This window comes from Gimesia aquarii, from assembly GCF_007748175.1.
In the GTDB taxonomy this organism is placed as follows: Bacteria; Planctomycetota; Planctomycetia; order Planctomycetales; family Planctomycetaceae; genus Gimesia; species Gimesia aquarii_A.
Map to the genome: position 1 here is coordinate 1,694,545 of NZ_CP037422.1, position 19,574 is coordinate 1,714,118.

16 protein-coding genes are annotated in these 19,574 nt (G+C 44.8%); 9 read left to right on the plus strand and 7 right to left on the minus strand.

Going from position 1 to position 19,574, the window contains the following annotated elements; genetic code table 11:
- The first annotated feature begins 31 nt into the window (after positions 1 to 31).
- Positions 32 to 1,381, plus strand: a complete 1,350-nt coding sequence (locus V202x_RS06695; protein WP_145172384.1) for a PQQ-binding-like beta-propeller repeat protein — start codon at positions 32 to 34, stop codon at positions 1,379 to 1,381.
- Positions 1,382 to 1,399: 18 nt separating this feature from the next.
- Here V202x_RS06695 and V202x_RS06700 read toward each other — a convergent pair whose 3' ends face one another.
- Both V202x_RS06700 and aroC read right to left on the minus strand, forming a co-directional pair.
- Positions 1,400 to 1,819 (minus strand): secondary thiamine-phosphate synthase enzyme YjbQ, encoded by a 420-nt coding sequence (locus tag V202x_RS06700; RefSeq protein WP_197993263.1) that lies wholly within the window; start codon positions 1,817 to 1,819, stop codon positions 1,400 to 1,402.
- A 15-nt stretch (positions 1,820 to 1,834) separates the two neighbouring features.
- A complete protein-coding gene (gene aroC, locus V202x_RS06705; protein WP_145172388.1) occupies positions 1,835 to 2,983 on the minus strand; it encodes a chorismate synthase in 1,149 nt (382 codons plus the stop codon).
- Between the two features lie 229 nt (positions 2,984 to 3,212).
- Here aroC and V202x_RS06710 point away from each other — a divergent pair, with 229 nt between their 5' ends.
- The 6 genes from V202x_RS06710 (at position 3,213) to V202x_RS06735 (ending at position 9,168) form a co-directional block, all read left to right on the plus strand.
- Positions 3,213 to 3,965 carry a DUF1614 domain-containing protein gene (locus tag V202x_RS06710; protein WP_145172390.1) on the plus strand — a complete coding sequence of 251 codons (753 nt, stop codon included), beginning with the start codon at positions 3,213 to 3,215 and terminating at the stop codon, positions 3,963 to 3,965.
- 93 nt (positions 3,966 to 4,058) lie between these two features.
- The gene (locus tag V202x_RS06715) at positions 4,059 to 4,862 is read left to right on the plus strand and encodes a sulfite exporter TauE/SafE family protein (RefSeq protein WP_145172391.1); all 804 of its coding nucleotides are present in this window, start codon (positions 4,059 to 4,061) and stop codon (positions 4,860 to 4,862) included.
- Between the two features lie 71 nt (positions 4,863 to 4,933).
- Positions 4,934 to 5,884 carry a M28 family peptidase gene (locus V202x_RS06720; RefSeq protein ID WP_145172393.1) on the plus strand — a complete coding sequence of 317 codons (951 nt, stop codon included), beginning with the start codon at positions 4,934 to 4,936 and terminating at the stop codon, positions 5,882 to 5,884.
- Positions 5,885 to 5,958: 74 nt separating this feature from the next.
- On the plus strand, positions 5,959 to 7,317 hold the full coding sequence (locus V202x_RS06725; protein WP_145172395.1) for a cytochrome ubiquinol oxidase subunit I: 1,359 nt from the start codon (positions 5,959 to 5,961) through the stop codon (positions 7,315 to 7,317).
- 4 nt (positions 7,318 to 7,321) lie between these two features.
- On the plus strand, positions 7,322 to 8,365 hold the full coding sequence (gene cydB / locus V202x_RS06730; protein ID WP_145172397.1) for a cytochrome d ubiquinol oxidase subunit II: 1,044 nt from the start codon (positions 7,322 to 7,324) through the stop codon (positions 8,363 to 8,365).
- 287 nt (positions 8,366 to 8,652) lie between these two features.
- Positions 8,653 to 9,168 carry a sugar porter family MFS transporter gene (locus V202x_RS06735; protein WP_144982766.1) on the plus strand — a complete coding sequence of 172 codons (516 nt, stop codon included), beginning with the start codon at positions 8,653 to 8,655 and terminating at the stop codon, positions 9,166 to 9,168.
- A gap of 36 nt (positions 9,169 to 9,204) precedes the next feature.
- Here V202x_RS06735 and V202x_RS06740 read toward each other — a convergent pair whose 3' ends face one another.
- The 5 genes from V202x_RS06740 to V202x_RS06760 form a co-directional block, all read right to left on the minus strand.
- Entirely contained in the window at positions 9,205 to 10,365 is a 1,161-nt protein-coding gene (locus V202x_RS06740) for a sulfotransferase family protein (RefSeq protein ID WP_145172399.1), read from the minus strand.
- A gap of 475 nt (positions 10,366 to 10,840) precedes the next feature.
- Positions 10,841 to 12,373, minus strand: coding sequence for a xylulokinase (gene xylB / locus V202x_RS06745; protein WP_145172401.1), 1,533 nt, complete (start codon positions 12,371 to 12,373; stop codon positions 10,841 to 10,843).
- A 76-nt stretch (positions 12,374 to 12,449) separates the two neighbouring features.
- Positions 12,450 to 13,214, minus strand: coding sequence for a DUF1080 domain-containing protein (locus V202x_RS06750; RefSeq protein ID WP_145172403.1), 765 nt, complete (start codon positions 13,212 to 13,214; stop codon positions 12,450 to 12,452).
- Between the two features lie 113 nt (positions 13,215 to 13,327).
- Positions 13,328 to 14,095 (minus strand): SDR family oxidoreductase, encoded by a 768-nt coding sequence (locus V202x_RS06755; protein WP_145172405.1) that lies wholly within the window; start codon positions 14,093 to 14,095, stop codon positions 13,328 to 13,330.
- 200 nt (positions 14,096 to 14,295) lie between these two features.
- On the minus strand, positions 14,296 to 15,270 hold the full coding sequence (locus V202x_RS06760) for a threonine/serine dehydratase (protein WP_145172407.1): 975 nt from the start codon (positions 15,268 to 15,270) through the stop codon (positions 14,296 to 14,298).
- A 380-nt stretch (positions 15,271 to 15,650) separates the two neighbouring features.
- Here V202x_RS06760 and V202x_RS06765 point away from each other — a divergent pair, with 380 nt between their 5' ends.
- Together V202x_RS06765 and V202x_RS06770 are read left to right on the plus strand one after the other, a co-directional pair.
- Positions 15,651 to 18,044, plus strand: coding sequence for a PSD1 and planctomycete cytochrome C domain-containing protein (locus V202x_RS06765; RefSeq protein WP_145172409.1), 2,394 nt, complete (start codon positions 15,651 to 15,653; stop codon positions 18,042 to 18,044).
- Between the two features lie 4 nt (positions 18,045 to 18,048).
- Positions 18,049 to 19,497: a DUF1501 domain-containing protein gene (locus V202x_RS06770; RefSeq protein ID WP_145172411.1), complete on the plus strand. Its 1,449-nt coding sequence runs from the start codon at positions 18,049 to 18,051 to the stop codon at positions 19,495 to 19,497.
- Positions 19,498 to 19,574: the final 77 nt, after the last annotated feature.

The window sequence follows — 19,574 nt, forward strand, 5'->3', positions numbered from 1 at the left end:
CTTACTTCATTTCGTCTTGAGGTACGTCGTTATGCCATTCAAGATTGCTGTATTCACTTTGCTGATACTGATCTCTTCAAACACCCAGGCAGACTGGATGCGGTTTCGGGGACCCAACGGTTCAGGAGTTTCTGACGAAAAACAGGCAACTCCTACCAAATGGAGCGATCAGAAAAACCTGATGTGGAAAGCGGCGTTACCAGGTCCTGGTTCATCCAGCCCGATCATCGTCGGTGACAAAGTATTTGTCACTTGCTGGTCAGGTTATGGATTAAATCGTAATAATCCTGGGAACCAAAAAGATCTTAGACGGCATTTGATTTGCCTGAATCGTCAGTCCGGCAAGATCCTATGGGACAAGACTGTAGAACCTGTTCTGCCAGAAGACGTATACACAGGCATGTTCGCCGAACATGGTTATGCATCACATACACCTGTTTCTGATGGCAAGCGGGTGTATGCCTATTTTGGAAAATCAGGTGCAGTCGCCTTTGATCTCGATGGAAATCAGCTTTGGCAAACGATTGTAGGTGATGAACTGGACCCACGCAGGTGGGGTTCTTCCTCAAGTCCTATTCTATATAAGAACCTTTTGATTGTGACCGCAACCGCCGAAAGCGAGGCACTGGTCGCTCTGAATAAAGAAACCGGCAAAGAGGTCTGGCGGCAGGAATCAACGGGGTTTAATGCGACTTGGGGAACTCCCATACTGGTTCCGATTGATGAGAACAGAACCGATCTGGTAATTGGTGTTCCCTACGAAATCTGGAGTCTCAATCCCGATACCGGGAAGCTCCGCTGGTACTGTGAGGCGATGCCCACTGAAACGTATTGCTCAAGTGTCATCGCCCATGATTGTATCGTTTATGGAATTGAAGGACGTGGTGGTGGATCAATCGCGGTACGAGCCGATGGTAAAGGAGACGTAACGAAAACACATGTTCTCTGGTCTGGACGTGACGCCAATCGTATTGAAACCCCGATCATTTACCAGGGTCGGATTTATTTCTTCTCTCGGGGTATTGCGAATTGTATTGATGCCAAGACAGGCAAACGTATCTTTCGAGGCCGTCTAGACAAGGGTGACGCTGAAATAGCTAACAATCGAGAGGAACAATCTGAAAGTCGCTCTGGCAGAGGTCGAGGCGGTTTTCGAGGAAGTGACTATTCCTCGCCGGTGATTGCCGATGGCAAGGTCTATTTCGTCTCTCGCTCAGGAGAAACCTATGTCATCAAAACCGGAGATAAACTGGAACAGCTTTCAGTCAATCGACTGACAAATGAAAATGAAGACTTCAGTGCGACTCCTGCGATAAGCGATGGGAAAATCTTTATCCGCTCAGATAAGCATCTATATTGTATCGGCAAAAAAGATACTTAATTCCACTTGAAGAGTTAACTACTCACCTTGAATCGTGACGACAAGCTGACGCCCGCTGGCGTGATTGCGGTGTTCACAAAGGTAAATTCCCTGCCAGGTACCCAGGCAGAGTCGGCCACCGCTGATAGGAATTGTAAGGGAATTACCAATCATTGATGCCTTGACATGAGCGGGCATGTCGTCAGGGCCTTCGCATGTATGCACATAAGGTAGTGATTCGGGCGCAATAGTATTAAACGCCATCTCCAGATCACGCGGAACATCAGGATCGGCATTTTCATTGATCGATAAAGAAGCCGATGTGTGCATAATAAATACATGCATCAATCCCACCTCAATTTGCGAAAGTTCCGGGATTTCGCTGAGGACTTCATGGGTAATAATATGAAAACCACGTCTTAAGGCAGGCAATCGAATCTGTTTTTGTATCCAGGCCATGATGATTTACTCTCTTCAGTTATCCTGAGTTCGATCAGGGGCTGCCGCACACTGAGCACGCCAACGGAGCCAATGATCGGCCAGAGTGATCGCAATCATGGCTTCCGCAATGGGTACAAATCGAGGCAACAGACACGGGTCATGACGCCCCTTCGTTTTGATCGAAGTGGGCTCACCCTGTTTTGTGACCGTGGGTTGTTCGATCAGCAAACTACTTGTGGGTTTAACTGCAGCCCGAAAGACCAGTGGTTGCCCTGTTGAAATACCACCGAGACTCCCACCATGTCGATTGGAATCAGTCGTTATCACAGGAGTATCTACATTCGAATTTTCACCAGCGATAAAATGGTCATTATTCTCACTTCCTCGCATTGTGGCACATGCAAAGCCTGAGCCATATTCCACTCCCAAAACAGCAGGAATGCTGAATAACGCTTTAGCAATATCTGCTTTTAATTTGTCGAAGACCGGTTCTCCCAACCCCGCAGGAACATTGGTTGCCACCACTTCAGCAACTCCTCCGATGGAATCACCTTCCTTACGCACTTGATCGATCAGCTCGATCATTTGGCTGGCGACTTTATGATCGGGACAGCGAACCGGATTCAATTCACCATCAGACATTTTCTCAACTTGATCGATGGTCACTGTGGCAGGATCTTTAATTTGTGCCCGAAAATCGCCTACCTGCGTCACATACCCGACAACACGTCCACCGAAGGCCGCTTCGAGAATTTTTTTGGCAACCACTCCTGCGGCAACGCGAACATTCGTTTCTCTGGCACTTGATCGGCCTCCACCCCTGTAATCTCGAAAGCCATATTTCGCATCGTAGGTATAATCGGCGTGTCCAGGACGATATTTGTCTTTGATATCGCTGTAATCTTTACTTCGCTGATCTTCGTTACGAATCAGAATCGCGAGGCTGGTTCCTGTCGTAATCCCCTCAAAAACACCAGCGAGAATTTCGGGATGGTCGGCTTCTTTGCGTTGCGTCACAATTTTACTTTGTCCTGGTTTCCGACGGTTGAGATCTACGAGTAAATCTTCCACGCTGATCGGGATTCCCGGAGGAACACCATCTATAATCACCACATTGCCCGGACCGTGGCTTTCGCCTGCCGTCGTAATCCGAAACGCTTGTCCAAAAGAATTCCCTGCCATACTATGATTGTAACCAGCCTTGAAGGAATTTCATCCTTCGCAAGCTGATCCCATAGATGAATTCATCGAGAAGGTAGGAATTGTTCCGAATATTCCCTCTAATAGCCTGCAGGAATCGTCGTGAAGTGACTAAAATGACTACCAGGAGTGACAAAATTCTACCTTGGCCTTAACTTAATACCACTACCCCAGATATCTCTGATCCAGCATCACAGAAAGAAAATAGACAGTGTCTAATCCGCAACCGAGTAATGTACAAGCCACCCAGTTATCCGGCTGCATGATCCTGACATTAATCGTCTTTTTTGGCTGTTTGATGCCATTGATCTTTGTTGATCTGGCGGAAACAGCCTTAACAAACCTGCACCTCTCTCCTCCCACTGCCATTTTGGTTTTAATCGGGATGATTTTCGGATCTTTGATCAATATTCCCATCTGCCGGTTTCCGCTTGACCAAGAAGTAAACGTCCCCGTTTTTGAATCGGTGGCAGGCTTGAATTTCATGCCTCAAATGAAACGATTAAGGCAGGAGGCCATTATTGCGGTCAACCTGGGTGGTTGTGTCATTCCTATTTTCCTGGCAATCTGGCTATCGCAATTTATTATTTCAGGTGGTTCGACTCCCATATTCGTCACCTTGGCAGGAATCATATTCAACACAGTCATATGCTATAACACGTCTCGCCTGGTCCCAGGTATGGGGATCGCGATGCCTGTGTTCATCCCTCCGCTTGTGGCTGTCCTGGCAACCTGGTTTGGATTTGCCATCATCGGTCCGATGACGGGAACAGTAGGAGCTGACTTTGGTTCATTATATTCTCCCATTGCATTCGTGATAGGAATCTCTGGCCCACTGATTGGTGCAGACCTACTACACTGGAACGAATTTAAAAAACTGAAAGCACCGTGTGTCAGCATTGGTGGGGCAGGGACTTGGGACGGAATCGTGTTGTCCGGAATGATTGCCTCACTGATTGTTTAATCAAGTAAAATCGAAGATAAAATGATGATCCAAAAGAATACTGGTGCGAAATCTGTTACTGGATTTCAAATCACTTGAGAGAAAGCAACAGACTTGGACCTCTGGCAAAATCTATTATTAGCGGGTGTAGGTATTATCGCTGGCATTCTGAATGTATTAGCCGGCGGAGGCTCATTGATATTAATGCCCACAATGATTTTCTTAGGAATGCCAGGGGCAACTACAAACGGGACGGCTCGTGTTGCCATATTGGGACAGAATGTGACCGCAATTGCCGGATTTCGGCAAAAAGGATTCTCAGACTTTCGGCTCAGTTTTTCCCTCGCGTTGTGCGCCATTCCTGGCACCTTCCTAGGCGCTTTTCTGGGAACAAAACTCAGTGGTGTCTGGTTCAATCGCGTATTAGCGGTGGTCATGCTGGGTGTACTGGTCACGATGATTCTGGGAGAACGCAAAAAGAAAAAATCGAAACTGAATCCAGAAAATGATGTAAAAAGTCTTGATCAAAATGATCTCGAAGCGAAAGATTCGATTGATCAGAGACGCAGGCTAACAGCAGGTCATTTTCTGATGGTACTGGTAGGTTTTTATGGTGGATTTATCCAAGCGGGTGTTGGATTCATTATCATCGCCATCATAAATAATGTCATGAAATTAGACTTATTACGAACCAATATGCATAAAGTGTTTATTGTGGCGATCTATACTGTGGTTGCGATCGGGATCTTTGCCTGGGAAGGCAAGATTGACTGGATTACCGGTTTGTTCCTCATGGCCGGTATGTCCCTTGGTGGCTGGATTGGATCTCATCTTGCTGTCAGTAAAGGAGACTCGTTCATACGCGCTGTGTTGTACACGGCAATTGTTTGTATGTCGATCAGACTATTATTAATGTAAAATTCATAATTCAAGTTGATCATTATTGTTTTACTCGGATCACTTCAATTAGCAGGGGATTAATGAAGCGAATGAATACTTCGAAGCCTTCAAGGCAAATGATCCGATGCCTGATTTTAATGATGCTGATCTCGGTAACTTCACTTGCCTGTGGTAATACCTCAGAGCCAAAAGTAACCCCGGTTTTTAGTGCAGAACGCTCTTATGGATATTTGAAAAAAATTTGCCGTCTCAGATCTCGTATGAGTGGTTCTCCAGGAATGGCCGAACAACAAAAAATCATTTCGGAGCATTTCAGAAAACTCAAAGCGAAAGTTCATTTTCAATCATTTGATGCCCCGCACCCCTTAACGGGAAATCCGGTGCGGATGAACAATATGATTATCAGCTGGTATCCCGAAACGAAAAAACGGATACTTCTCGCCTGCCATTATGATACCAGGCCTTATCCCGATCTCGATCGAACACAACCACGTGGTCTGTTCATTGGTGCGAACGATGGGGCCAGTGGAGTCGCTTTCTTAATGGAGTTGGGAAACGTGATGCATGAACTCAAAATCAGTCACGGTTATGGGATAGATTTTGTTTTTTTTGATGGTGAAGAGCTTGTGTACCGCGAAAATGATCCTTATTTTCTTGGCTCCAAGTATTTTGCCAATCAATACAAAACTCAGACACGAGATTTTGAATATGTCTACGGTATCTTGTTTGACATGATTGCTGATAAAAATCTCATGATCTATATGGAAAAGAACAGTATTAAATACGCTCCCGAGTTGACACGCAGCATCTGGCAAGCCGCTCAAAAAACAGGTGTCAGACAATTTATTCCGAAAGTCAAATTTGAAATTCGGGATGATCATTTACCTTTAAATGAAATCGCCCACATACCAACCTGTGACATTATCGATTTTGACTATCCGGTCTGGCACACAACGCGAGACATTCCCCGGTATTGCTCTGGTACAAGCATGGCAAAAGTCGGGAAAGTCATCATTTACTGGCTGCAGAATATTCCCTGATTTAGACTGTGAACAATGTTCTGCTCCACGATTTCCGAAAGCCAACACACCATCGACGAAATGGGATCAAATTGATGATTGATTCACTTCTTCTGCATCGCGTCCAATTTGCTTTTACCGTTTCGTATCACTATTTGTTCCCGCAATTAACGATGGGTTTAGCGCTGTTGATCTTTATTCTCAAGAGCATAGGGCTGTGTGGCCACTCGTGGGCAGATACCGCAGCTCGCTTCTGGTTAAAAATCTTCGGTCTTACATTTCTGATGGGAGTTGTCACGGGAATCCCACTTGAATTTCAATTTGGTACAAACTGGTCACAGCTCGTCAAATCGACAGGATCCATTTTGGGACAGACTTTGGCAATGGAGGGAATGTTTGCCTTTTTTCTCGAGTCGACGTTTCTTTATCTGTTAATTTTTGGAGAGAAAAAACTCGGAAAAACGGCTCATTGGGGTGTTTCATTTTTATTACTTTTCGGTACGTGGTTAAGCGGTTATTTCATTGTCTGCACCAATGCCTTCATGCAACACCCTGTTGGATATCGAATTTCCGAAGATGGAGTTTATCACCTCACAAGTATTGGAGCATTGCTTAGTAATCCCTGGGCAATCAAACAATATCTGCACACGATGACCGGCTCTGTGATCACAGGTAGTTTTACGATGTCAGCGATTGCCGCCTATTATTTATTAAAAGGGCAACATGTTAAATTGACTCGGCGGTACCTTACGGTCTCAGTTATCGTCGGACTATTCTCCAGCATTATTGCTGCAGTCCCGACTGGCGACTGGGAAGCAAAACAGGTACAGAAACATCAGCCCATCAAGTTCGCAGCGATGGAAGGCCACTTTCATACAGAAGATGGCGCTGGCTTAATTCTCATAGGCCAGCCGAATATGGACGAACTCAAAATTGACAATCCTATTATCATTCCTAAAGCGCTTTCTTTTTTGACGCACGCCAGTTGGGATGCGAAAGTGAAAGGCCTTACAGAATACGATCGAGAGCTCTGGCCAGACAATGTTGAACTCTTGTATTTTTCGTATCATATCATGGCGGGGCTGGGAACGTTGTTTATCGCCTTAATGGGAATCAGCGCGTTCCTGCTTTGGCAACGAAGGTTACATACCAATCGCGTAATACTCTGGCTCTTAATGCTGTCACTCCCCTTCCCTTTTATTGCGAATACGGCTGGTTGGTTCACTACGGAAGTTGGTCGCCAGCCCTGGGTGATCTACGGTTTGATGAAAACGGCTGATGGAGCATCCCAAAATGTTTCGCAAGGTAACGTTCTCTTCACATTGTTGGGTTTTATGGGCCTTTACCTGTTTTTATCAGTACTCTACTTTTTTCTCGCAACACGTATCATAAATCAGGGACCAGAACCAATTGAGACTGATCAACCTGATTTAGCAACTGAGGCAGGAACTTAGAAGTATGGAAACCCTCTGGTATATCCTGTTGTTGTTGATGATCTCGACCTACCTTGTGTTAGACGGTTTTGACCTGGGCGTTGGTGTGTTACATCTAGTTATCGCTAAGAATCGACAGGAACAAAAACAGGTTATCCAGTCGATTGCACCTGTCTGGGATGGAAATGAAGTCTGGTTGATTGCCGCTGGCGGAACAATGATGTTGGCATTTCCCGCATTTTTGAGTTCCATGTTTAGTGGGTTTTATCTCCCTTTAACCATGGTTGTCTGGCTGTTACTCTTTCGAGCAATCAGTATCGAGTTACCTCACTATTTTTCTGATTCCCTCTGGGTTCATTTTTGGAACATCATGTTGTTTATTTCCAGTGGCTTGCTCATTGTGATTCTGGGAGCGGCATTAGCCAATATCTTTCGAGGAGTTCCGTTAAATGCAGAAGGGACATTCTTTGAGCCTCTCTGGACGGATTTTCGAATTAGCAAACAGACAGGAATTCTAGACTGGTATACAGTCCTCAGTGGTGTCACCTCTGCTTCGATTTTTTTGCACCATGGTTCACTTTGGCTCGTTGCTAAAACTGATGGTCTCGTTCAACAGCGCGCTCGAAAATGTGCAACCAGCTTTTGGCTGACGACTGTCGGATTGATCATAGTGACTCTCATTGCCAGCTATGTCGTTCAACCGCACACCAAAGAAAATTTTGCTACTCACCCATGGCTCATCTTTCTCCCCCTGGGAGCTCTTATTTTCTTGGCAGGTTCACTTTTCTTTCGAATCAATAACTGGAACATGTCCGCGTTTTTAAGTTCTGCCTTTTTCATGTATCTGCTCTTCTTTAGTGGCGCGGCCGCCCTTTATCCTTATATCCTTCCTGGCTTAAACCCTGAATACAGTTTGACCATCTTTAATACATCTCCTCCACCAGAAGAATTACAGACAACACTTTATTGGTGGATTCCCGGTATTATATTAGTTGGTATTTATTTTACGATTATGTTCCGTTCTCTACCGAAAGTCATTTCTGTAATATCGAATCAGGAACACCATTAGCGGAGATTGTCTATAGTCGAATCTATGTCACTTAACATTTTGAGGATTTTCAATTTGTCACTTGCTGACGTGAACAACCGGCTATAAAACCGAAATCGAAAATGTTCAAAAAATGCAACATCTCCATTTATCCCTCTAAACTGGCTGTAATTATGAAGAAATGATCAATCAGCGGCCTTTCGCCGTGTTTCCACTCTCGAGCTGTCTACAAAATAATCCCATTAGACACGTTTCATCTCAACCTGATTTTGTTAGACTTAAATTGAGAAGATTGGAAGATTGACTTGGTGACATTTCAACATTCAAAGGGATTTCCTCCACCACCAATCAAGGATGCAGATATTGTGACAGATACGATCCCGGGCATCATCGTCGGAACGCTTTTGGTTCTCTTTGGAGCTGGGTTAATTCAACTACACCGTACGTCCTGGTTTCACCGTCAACTCGATGCAGACCTCAGTGATGACGATCTCAGTTTTTTCTCAAAACAATACCGCAGACGCATGCAAACTTCAGGTCTGCTGATTCTGATTGGTTTCCTGATCGTAGTGGGGGATGCACCTTACATGCCCTGGAAATCTTACCCGGGCTTGTTTGCAGCGTACTGGGGAGGCATTCTCTTGATTGCGTTCTGGGTCATTCTGTCTGCTATTGGAGATATGAGCGCATCCCGGATCCGGTCTTCCACAATGATTTCTCGAATTCAGGACCAGCAGCGCTTACTGGAAAAACAGATTCTGGAACTGAGAGAAAAAAAGCAGCAAACGACTGATAAGAAGTCTCATCCAGAGTCAGAGCAATAAGCTGACTCAAGATTGCTGTTTGTGATGCAACGCGTGTTAGGAAGCAACGCGTGCTTTCACTAATTGTTCAGAAGGCAGGCGATCATAACCGAACATCTCAAATGCTTTTTGCCAACGTTCGTAAATTTTCTTTTCCTGAGCTGCATCCATTTCGTATTTATTTTTCTTATACGACTTTTGATCTTTCAGATAAGGCTGCATATTTGTTTCTAGATCATCAAAGCCGGAAAGATTCAGATGCTCGTAAACTTTTCTCAATTCTCCCACAGGGTCGGCCTCGAGTTCTTCAAAGCGAACTTCGTGTAATTGACCTTCTGGTACTGTTTTCCGATCGCGATCATAAACATCCAGGTGATTTAGATAAATATTGGCCATATCCTCTTCTAACTTTTGCATATTGAGAGGAGCAAAGCCATTATCGCCAAACATGGTACGGCGTAAATGTAAAGTTGAGTTATAAACTTTGTAGGGATCCCGATAAATATAAATGAAACGAGCATCGGGAAACATTTTGAGCAGAAATGGTATTCGGAATGTGTGAGTAGGTGACTTCAAGAGAATGTGTTTTTTTATACCTTCCTTGTAGGTCAGTTTCTTCATAAAGTATAAAAATGTCTTTTTCCAACTTGCTTCTTCTTTTGGCGTCAGTTGATCCAACTCATAATAGCGATCATAAACCTCAGGTTGATCACTAAAACCAATCGCCAGATAGGGTGACATCAGGTGCAGCAGCATAATGGAAGTTTCATCTTCCTGAGGTAAATCCCAGTTCACCGGCATGTTATCCATGGGGCGCTGTTTTGGTAACAAATACTTCAAAACATGTTTAAATACAGGTTCAGTTAACAGAAAATGTGAAGGAAACAGCATTGCTCCCATATTAGGGTAAATGAACTGTTGATCCATCGACATAAGATTATGGAGTAGTGTTGTACCACTTCGCCAATGACCGATGATGAATACGGGGGGTTCTAATTCCGTCCGATTGACTTTGCGACTGAAGACCAGATTTTCCAATAAGCCCAGACAGGAGTTGGAAATACTAAACAACCCGGAAGAAATCAAACGAAACAAGCCCGATGGACGAATTGTGGGACGCAGCCTCATTAGCTTGATGAAATTAGTGATTCCAATCCCCGACCAGACACAAAAAGGGCCTTGAGTGGATCCACTATTATTTTGCTTGGGTTTAGTCATCTGATGAGACTGTCCTACTCTTTATCAACACAAGTCAAAGCCCAGCTAATCAAAATCTTGCCTGTCTTCAGATTTTGATAGTCAATGCAAATCGGCTGAAATGGAGAGACTATACTATATTCTGCTTAGACTGTCTTCAGGCAAATCGAAGAGATTCAGGACTAAACTGCTATTTTTCACCACTCTATCCAAATTTGAACTGATCAGGTTCATTGGATCCATAATGAGTTTATTTCGGCATCCTGTGTGTGAGACTTCGAAGAACTCTTTCACCATCAACGGGAATGACCAAATACAACAGACGAGACACGTTATAAAGTGTGTCTACACTCCCCCTAAATTAACTGTTTATTCTCTCTTGTACAATTAACACGTCCAAAAATTGTTTTGAAACGTATTCTTTCAGTCCTGAAATACAAGACCGAACAATATTGTACTTTTTACATGAGAGGGACAGGAGCAAGTGAACACTCCTTTAGTCCAACAGTTCTTTGATGTTCTGAAAATCACCTTTGAGCGATGTGTAGAGCTTACGAAATAGAGGATAAGCTTTGTTGTATACTTTTTTCCCTTTAGAGTTTACGTTCGTGCTCTCAACGACACGAATGCTGGCTGAGCAGGCTTCAACCACATCCTTAAAAGCACCAGTCCCTGCGGCCGCTAATAACGCGACACCATAGGCGGGACCTTCTTCGGCATTGATTGTCACTACTTTTCGGCCATAAATATCTGCCTGTATTTGACGCCAGAATTTGCTCCTGGCACCACCACCTGAGAGCCGAATCTCTTTCACAGGGATATTCAGCTCTCGGATAATTTCCAGGGAGTCTCGCATGGCATAAGTCGCTCCCTCAATCACGGCACGGCTCAAATGGGGACGCCCATGCCGCAAACTTAATCCAATCCAGGCAGCACGAGCATCAGGATCAGCATGAGGAGTTCGTTCACCCGTCAGATAAGGTAAGAAAAACAAGCTTTCACTTCCGGCGGGAGCTTCACCTGCCTGCTCGGTAATGAGTTGATAGGGATCGATCTTTTTTCGTTTGGCGCTAGCCACTTGTTGTTCACAGAGTTGATTTCGATACCATTGCAAACTGCCTCCCGCGGAGAGAACCACCCCCATCACGTGCCACTTATTACGCACAGCATGACAGAAAGTATGCACCCGCCCCGCGGGATCAATCTGTACCTCATCACTATGTGCAAACACAACGCCGCTTGTTCCCATGGTCGCTGAGATCACACCTTTTTTCACAATTCCATTACCGACAGCACCAGCGGCCTGATCTCCGCCTCCTCCTACAACGGCCACACCTTTCGAAAGGCCCAACAATCGAGCGGCCTGCTCCGTTAGATGTCCACTGACATCTTCTGATTCATAAACTTCAGGCAGCAGCGATTCATCCAATTCCAATTTTCTCAGCAATGGACGGCTCCATTTCCGCTGTTTGACATTCAACAGTAACGTTCCCGAGGCGTCGCTGACCTCAGTCGCGAATTCTCCTGTCAATCGAAATCGGACATAGTCTTTTGGTAATAGAACCTGAACTGTTTTATCAAAATTTTTCTTTTCATGATTGCGAAGCCAAAGAATCTTAGGAGCTGTAAAACCTGTCAACGCCGGATTCGCCACCATGTTGATCAGTTTTTTCCGTCCACCGGCAAGCTGTTCGATTTCAGCACATTCCGCAGCGGTCCTCTGATCGTTCCAAAGCAGAGCTGGTCTGATCACTTCATGTTTTTTATTGAGAAAAACACTTCCATGCATCTGTCCGCTTAGTCCAATACCTTTGACATCGACAGGCTTGATTTTACCTGCTTTCAAAACTTTGCGAACACTTTTGATCGTGGCCTGCCACCAATCTTCAGGATTCTGTTCCGACCAACCGGGGCGAGGACTATAGAGTGGATACTCTACGGTCGCAGAAGAAAGAATCCTACCATCTTCCTGCATTGCCAGTGTTTTTGTTCCACTCGTTCCAATATCCACACCCAAAAAAACAGCCATGCGATTATCCTCATCCCTCGGTTAGTCAATCAATTACTCAGATCAGCAATATTTGTTGTCTTGAATAAGATAGAACTCACTCGGGACAAACACAACCGATGGGGTGAACTTCGGAAATTTCACGTATCCAGATATTACGAAATTTTGTCTTATTTTTGTGAAACTGAAGTCTGATGGGCAGTTTCTCTTCATGAGCAGTATAAAAAGGAGGTTGATGGTAAAAAGTACCACCTTGCAGTTCAGAATGATTTTGCACAACGACGCCATTCTGAATGACTGTAATATACGCGGGCTTTACCAGTTGTCCATATACATCAAACCGGGGTGCGGTAAAGATGATATCATATGTTTGCCATTCCCCTGGTTTGCGGCAGGCATTAACCATCGGAGGCCACTGTTTATAAATCGCTCCCGCCTGACCATCAAAATAGGTTTTGTTCTGATAGGAATCGAGGACTTGAACTTCATATTGACCCATCAGGAACACACCACTATTGCCACGCCCCTGACCTTTACCTTCGATTTTTTCTGGGGTCGCCCATTCTATATGAAGTTGACAGTCACCAAATGATTGCTTGGTTTCAATATCTGTATTTGTGGTAATTGCATAACCATCCTTGATGATCCATTGATCGCCGTTTTTCCACTGATTCAGGTTTTTTCCATCGAACAAGACGATCGCGTCAGAGGGTGGTTTATTGGGACTTGTCGTCACAATAGCTGGCTCTTTCCAAACTAAACCGTTCTTATATTCTTCCACCAGATTTCCGTAAGTTTGATACGCCATCCCAAGGAAAACAGCAACAGCCAAAAAACGAAATACTCTGCGCATACCTGTCATATCTTGTTCCTTCTCTCTCTATTTTCTGTTCAGTTTTGAATTAAACTAAGAATTAGAATTTCAAGTGATCTACTTGTAAAGAGATCCACTTTGACATCGTATTGTCTAAGCTTTCAATAATCGAGACTGGCGCCTCCCTCGGCTTCGATTGCCTGGCCTGTGAGAAAGCTCGAATCCTCTGTCGCTAGAAACAGAGCCAGGCGGCCCATTTCTTCGATCGTTCCCATCCTTTTGAAAACCTGAAGATCGGCAACTCGCTTCAACGCATTTTCTGAATCAGGAAGTGTCGCAGCCCAATCACGCATTAGAGGAGTATCGATATTACTGGGAAGAATTGCATTCACTCTTACCCCGGCTTCGCCCAGTTCAATCGCCAATGATTTGGTAAAGCTGACTTGAGCACCTTTAGTTGAACAATAGGCGGTTGAATGGTGTTGTCCTAACAAGGCCGTCATCGACGACATATTGATGATAGTCCCTTTTGTTTTACGTAAATATGGCAAGGCATACTTAGCCCCAGCAAACGTACTGAGAAAGTTGACACGCATCAACTCTTCCATTTCCTCGATACTGGTCTCTTCAAGAGACATCGCTGGTGGATGGAACCCTGCATTATTAATAATACAATCCAGTCGGCCAAATTGTTCCACAACCATTTCGATGGCAGATAAAATTTGTTGATGCTCGCCGACATCACATTGAACGAAGATCGCCTTCCCAGGGCCTTTTTCATTCAATTCGCGTGCTAAATCTTGCCCCGCTCCGATACCTCGGGCCAGAATCGCGACCAGGCCACCCTCTTCACAAAACACGCGTGAGCAGCCTTCACCAATACCTTTACTGCCGCCAGTGACAATCACAACACGATCTTTGAATCTCATACTTCCCTCAATCGATATGTTTCGCAGGTTCAAATTGGGAGTTAACAGTAACCTGTTATTTTACTAATTCCAATTTGGCATTTACGGTAACAATTACGGAGAGGGAATTCCAATCAAACCTTGAACTGAATTCAGAGACGGGGATTAATTAAGTGAGTTTAATTTTGCCAGACTGAGGCGAAGTTCGAATAAATCATAGATTATTGGAGAGATCCCAAACGTAAAATCTCGGGAAGTTCAGCCAGATTTAGATTACCGCCGCTTAGTATTGCAACGACTTTCTTACCTTGAAATCGTTCTTTGTTTTTGAGAATCGCGGCTAAAGCTGCTGCTCCCGCCCCTTCTACCAGATTGTGTGTCTCTTTGAGTGTATGATAAGCGGCGATTCGCATTTCGTCTTCACTCACCAGCAGAAAGTCATCTACGACCGACTTCATGATTTCCTGAGTCAACTCAGCCGAAGATCGGGTGGCGACTCCTTCTGCCCAGGTTTGAGCGGTTTCAGTTGTTTGTAATGAACCGGCTAGAAAGGATAACTGATTTGCAGGTGCGTTCTCAGCTCCTACACCAATGACTTCCGTTTTTGGGTTCAAGTGTTTGGCTACGATCCCAGTACCACAAACACCACTGCCCATACCCACAGGAACTATAATGACATCAGGCGCGTTCAGTTTTTCAAAAATCTCTATCGCCTGAGTTCCTACCCCGGCAATCAGCTTCGGCTCATTCGCTGAATGCACGTAACGACGTTTTTCATCAACTAATACGCGTTCCAGATATTGTTTTGCTTCATCAAAGTCTTCGCCATGTTCAATGATGTCCGCTCCCAGTAATTTGATCGCACGGACTTTATCCGGGTTATTATTTTTCGGAACCACAATAGTACATTTAATTCCAAAGATACGAGCCGCGTATGCTAACGACTGACCATGATTGCCAGTCGAACATCCCATGATTCCTGCTTCACGCTCGGTATTAGAAAGAGTACTTACTAAATTAATCCCTCCTCTGATTTTAAACGCACCCACAGGCTGATGGTTTTCATGTTTTAAATAAAGTTGGGTCTCGGTTAACTGACTTAAGCCTGGCCACTCATAAAGTGGAGTAGGGGACAACACTTGGCGGACGCGGGGAACTGCTTCTTGAATATCCTGAAAAGTTGGTGGCTGCATCATAAACGCCTGCTTATATAAATTAAATTTTAGAAATCAACTCATTTTCAATGACACATTCCGATTTATGAAGTTCGTTAGAAAAATGCCAATTGTTAAGTTATGAAACGCTGAAATTCGGAACCAAACATGGGAACTCATTATTGCGTCATCCCAAATTGACTGGTATTATTAAATTATAGATTGGCAATGACCATACTCAAAAGTCAACTATTATGATTCTACCTGCCGGGCTTTGGGAGTCTGGCTACCGTAAGCTCGTTTGATTACGGATCGGTATCACCAAACCAGTTTTCCACGTGTTTGATGTACCTGGATTTCCAAGCTGTAATCGCTTACCACTCTCGGTGTATCTTCCACGTCTTTGGCTGAGGCGAATTACCATGCATCGGGTAATCATAAGGTTTTTCTGGATCGGACTGACTGTATTTTTTTTGCTTCCCGTTCAAGTTTACTCTGAAGCGAAAGACATCAGCTTCAACCGTGACATTCGGCCCATACTTTCGCGAAACTGCTTTCATTGTCATGGACCTGATGCTACGCATCGAGAAGCAGACTTACGTCTGGATATTGAAAGTGGCATCAAAGCGAAATCGGGAACTGCTTTTATCATTGAGTCTGGCCAACCCGAGAAAAGTTTGCTCTTCGAACGCATCTCCAGTAATGATCCTGATCTTGTTATGCCTCCCGCTGATTCAGGAAAGTCGTTGAAGCCAGCCGAAATTCAATTGCTCAAACGATGGATCGAAGAAGGTGCCCCCTGGTCGAAGCACTGGGCCTATGTTAATCCACAACCCATTGCGACTCCAAAAGTAAAAAATCAGAAATGGCCCGTGAATTGGATCGACCATTTTATTCTGTCTCGATTAGAAAAACAGAACCTGAAACCAGCGGCTGAAGCAGATAAGATTACTCTGATCCGCCGTCTCAGCTTTGATCTGACTGGGCTGCCTCCCACTCCACAAGAAGTCAAAGAGTTTGTAAATGACCGTAGTGCTAAGGCCTATGAAAAACTGGTCGATCGACTACTGGCATCACCACATTACGGCGAGCGGATGGCCATATATTGGTTAGACCTAGTTCGCTTTGCAGACACAGTGGGATATCACGGCGATCAAGACCATCACATTTCGCCTTACCGTGATTATGTCATCAACGCGTTTAATGACAATATGCCCTTCGATCAATTTACGCGAGAGCAATTAGCGGGGGACTTATTGCCGAATCCAACACTGCAGCAAAAAATTGCTACCGGATATAATCGCGTGCTGCAAACCTCACATGAAGGGGGTGTACAACCCAAGGAATACCTGGCTATCTATGCAGCCGACCGCATCCGAAATTTTTCAGGCGTCTGGATGGGAGCAACCATGGGGTGTTGCCAATGTCACGATCATAAGTACGATCCTTACACCATCAAAGATTTTTACTCACAAGTCGCTTTTTTTGCTGACATTGATGAAGCACAACATTTCACAAAAGCGACAAATGCTCTTCCAACAGCAAGAGAACCAGAACTTTTCCTCTATTCTGAGGAAGAACAAAAACAAATTTCTGAACTCGAACCGAAAATAAAAACGCTGAAAAAAACTTTGAAATCAACAAAGCAGGCAAAAGAACAGGCGCAGCTCAAGCAAAGATTAGACGCATTACAAAAAATGCGAACGGCTATTGATAAAAAAGCATTGAAAACCATGATTACAGTTTCGATTAAGCCAAGGGACATTCGAATTCTCCCGCGCGGTAATTGGCTGGACGATTCGGGGCCTGTTGTTCAGCCAGCCATTCCCGAGTTTCTAGGTGCCCTGGGTAATGGAGACAAACGTCTGACTCGCCTAGATCTCGCTAACTGGTTATCAGACAAGGATGGTTATGGTTTATTAATGGCACGCGTGTTTGCGAATCGCTTTTGGTATCTCTTCTTTGGGAATGGTATTGCACCCGTTCTCGATGATTTTGGGGGGCAGGGAGGACCACCGCATTCTCCGCAACTCCTTGATCAATTGGCACTGAAATTTTTCAATGACAACTGGAACGTCAAACAAATGGTCAAGTTTATTGTGATGAGTAAAGCGTATCGCCAATCTTCACTTGAGTCACCAGAGCAACGAAAACTTGATCCATACAATCAATTGGTTAATCGTCAGGCACGTTTCCGGCTGCCTGCAGAAATGGTGCGAGATAATGCTTTAGCTGTCAGCGGCCTGTTGATTACCAAAATTGGTGGCCCAAGTGTGAAACCGTACCAGCCTGCCGGCTATTATCGTCACTTAAATTTTCCGAAACGAAAATATGTATCACATTCTGATGAACGGCAATGGCGTCGTGGGTTATATGTGCACTGGCAACGACAGTTCCTCCACCCTATGTTAAAGGCCTTTGATGCCCCAAGCCGTGAAGAATGTACGGCTCAGCGTCCCCGATCGAATACCCCTATTGCAGCAATCACGCTTCTGAACGACCCGACTTTCATCGAAGCCGCACGAAAATTCGCAGAAGAGGTTCTACAAAACGGAGGAACATCCGACACAGAAAAAGTCAAATATGCGTTCTCGAAAGCGACATCTCGTTCCCCGGAAGAAATAGAATCTAAAGCTCTTTTGGCGCTGTTGAATTTAAATCGCAAGGCATATCTATCAAAACCTGAAGATGCGGTATCACTGACACAATCTGGTTTAGCAAAAACAAAACAAGGTCTTGATAACGTTGAGTTGGCATCATGGACGGAGGTCACTCGTGCGTTATTAAATCTGAATGAAGTGGTCACGAGGAATTAATGTGATGATTAATTGGAATCAAATTCAAACTGGCTTGAATCGTCGAACGTTTCTTACCAATTCGGGAGTAGGACTGGGAGCGGCCGCACTGGGCTCTTTGTTAACGAACGAAAAAAGTGCTGTTGCGCAATCAGTAGCAAAACCATCTATAGTGAGAGGGTTACCGGGCTTACCACATTTTGCTCCCAAAGCAAAACGAGTCATATTTCTCTGCATGGCAGGTGGGCCTACTCATCTTGAAACGTTTGACTATAAACCAAAATTGGCTGAGATGGATGGAAAACCATTCCCTGAAAGTTACACCAAAGGTCAACCGATTGCGCAATTGCAGGGCAAAGCCCTCAAATGCCAGGGGCCATTGACTAAGTTCCATAAGTACGGTCAGAACGGGCAGGAAATCAGCGATTTTCTGCCTTGGACTGCAAAAATCGCTGACGACATCTGCATCATCCGTTCGATGGTCACCGAGCAGATCAATCATGATCCCGCACATACTTTTATGAATACAGGCACCGCCATCAGTGGGCGACCTTCAATGGGATCGTGGATCACATATGGATTAGGTAGCGAAACGGAAGAGCTGCCTGGTTTTGTCGTACTCACCAGTGTAGGAGGGCGAAACCCTCAACCAATCGCGTCACGGCAATGGGGCACGGGGTTTCTTCCCAGCCGTTATCAGGGAGTTCAATTCAATTCAACCGGTGATCCGGTGAATTATTTAAACAACCCTGCAGGTGTGAATGCACGGCAACAAAAAGAACTGATTGAAACAGTTCAAAAGCTGGACCGATTCCGAAATCAGCGTGTCGCTAATCCGGAAATAGAAACACGTATAGCCGCCTATGAAATGGCATTCAAAATGCAAACCTCTGTTCCCGAACTCATGGACCTTTCAGGAGAATCGAAACAGACATTGGAAATGTATGGTGCCGAACCAGGCTCTGGAAGCTATGCCACTAATTGCCTGCTGGCGAGACGTCTGGCAGAACGAGGATCCCGATTTATTCATCTTTACCATCGCGGTTGGGACCATCACGGTGATCTAGTGAAATACATGAATACCTGCTGCGGTCTAACTGATAAGCCAACCTGGGCATTAATCAATGATCTTAAGCAACGAGGAATGCTAGAGGAAACACTGGTGATTTGGGGAGGGGAATTTGGCAGAACTCCCATGTTCCAGGGAAAAGGAGGTGCAGGCCGCGATCACCACATTAAAGGTTTTTCCATGTGGATGGCCGGAGGAGGGATAAAAGGTGGAATTACTTATGGTGCAACCGATGAACTTGGGTATAATTCCGTAGAAAACATTGTCAACGTTCGTGATCTACATGCAACTATGCTACACCTGCTCGGAATTAATCATCAACAATTCAGTGTGGAATTTCAAGGATTGGATACCAAACTCACAGGTGTTGAAGAGGCACATGTCATTAAAAATATTCTGACGTAGTAGCATGGCACTATACAGTCCCTGAAGTGGATGCCCCGATGGTCTTGATCATCGGGGCGTCTTCATTTTGAGTGAGC

Bases quoted from the DNA above. Each gene is read 5' to 3' on its own strand.
- V202x_RS06740 (WP_145172399.1), bottom strand. From the start codon at position 10,365: ATGACTAAACCCAAGCAAAATAATAGTGGATCCACTCAAGGCCCTTTT.
- V202x_RS06695 (WP_145172384.1), top strand. From the start codon at position 32: ATGCCATTCAAGATTGCTGTATTCACTTTGCTGATACTGATCTCTTCA.
- V202x_RS06770 (WP_145172411.1), top strand. From the start codon at position 18,049: ATGATTAATTGGAATCAAATTCAAACTGGCTTGAATCGTCGAACGTTT.
- V202x_RS06760 (WP_145172407.1), bottom strand. From the start codon at position 15,270: ATGATGCAGCCACCAACTTTTCAGGATATTCAAGAAGCAGTTCCCCGC.
- cydB (WP_145172397.1), top strand. From the start codon at position 7,322: ATGGAAACCCTCTGGTATATCCTGTTGTTGTTGATGATCTCGACCTAC.
- V202x_RS06755 (WP_145172405.1), bottom strand. From the start codon at position 14,095: ATGAGATTCAAAGATCGTGTTGTGATTGTCACTGGCGGCAGTAAAGGT.
- xylB (WP_145172401.1), bottom strand. From the start codon at position 12,373: ATGGCTGTTTTTTTGGGTGTGGATATTGGAACGAGTGGAACAAAAACA.
- V202x_RS06725 (WP_145172395.1), top strand. From the start codon at position 5,959: ATGATTGATTCACTTCTTCTGCATCGCGTCCAATTTGCTTTTACCGTT.
- V202x_RS06765 (WP_145172409.1), top strand. From the start codon at position 15,651: ATGCATCGGGTAATCATAAGGTTTTTCTGGATCGGACTGACTGTATTT.
- V202x_RS06750 (WP_145172403.1), bottom strand. From the start codon at position 13,214: ATGACAGGTATGCGCAGAGTATTTCGTTTTTTGGCTGTTGCTGTTTTC.
- aroC (WP_145172388.1), bottom strand. From the start codon at position 2,983: ATGGCAGGGAATTCTTTTGGACAAGCGTTTCGGATTACGACGGCAGGC.
- V202x_RS06720 (WP_145172393.1), top strand. From the start codon at position 4,934: ATGAATACTTCGAAGCCTTCAAGGCAAATGATCCGATGCCTGATTTTA.
- V202x_RS06700 (WP_197993263.1), bottom strand. From the start codon at position 1,819: ATGGCCTGGATACAAAAACAGATTCGATTGCCTGCCTTAAGACGTGGT.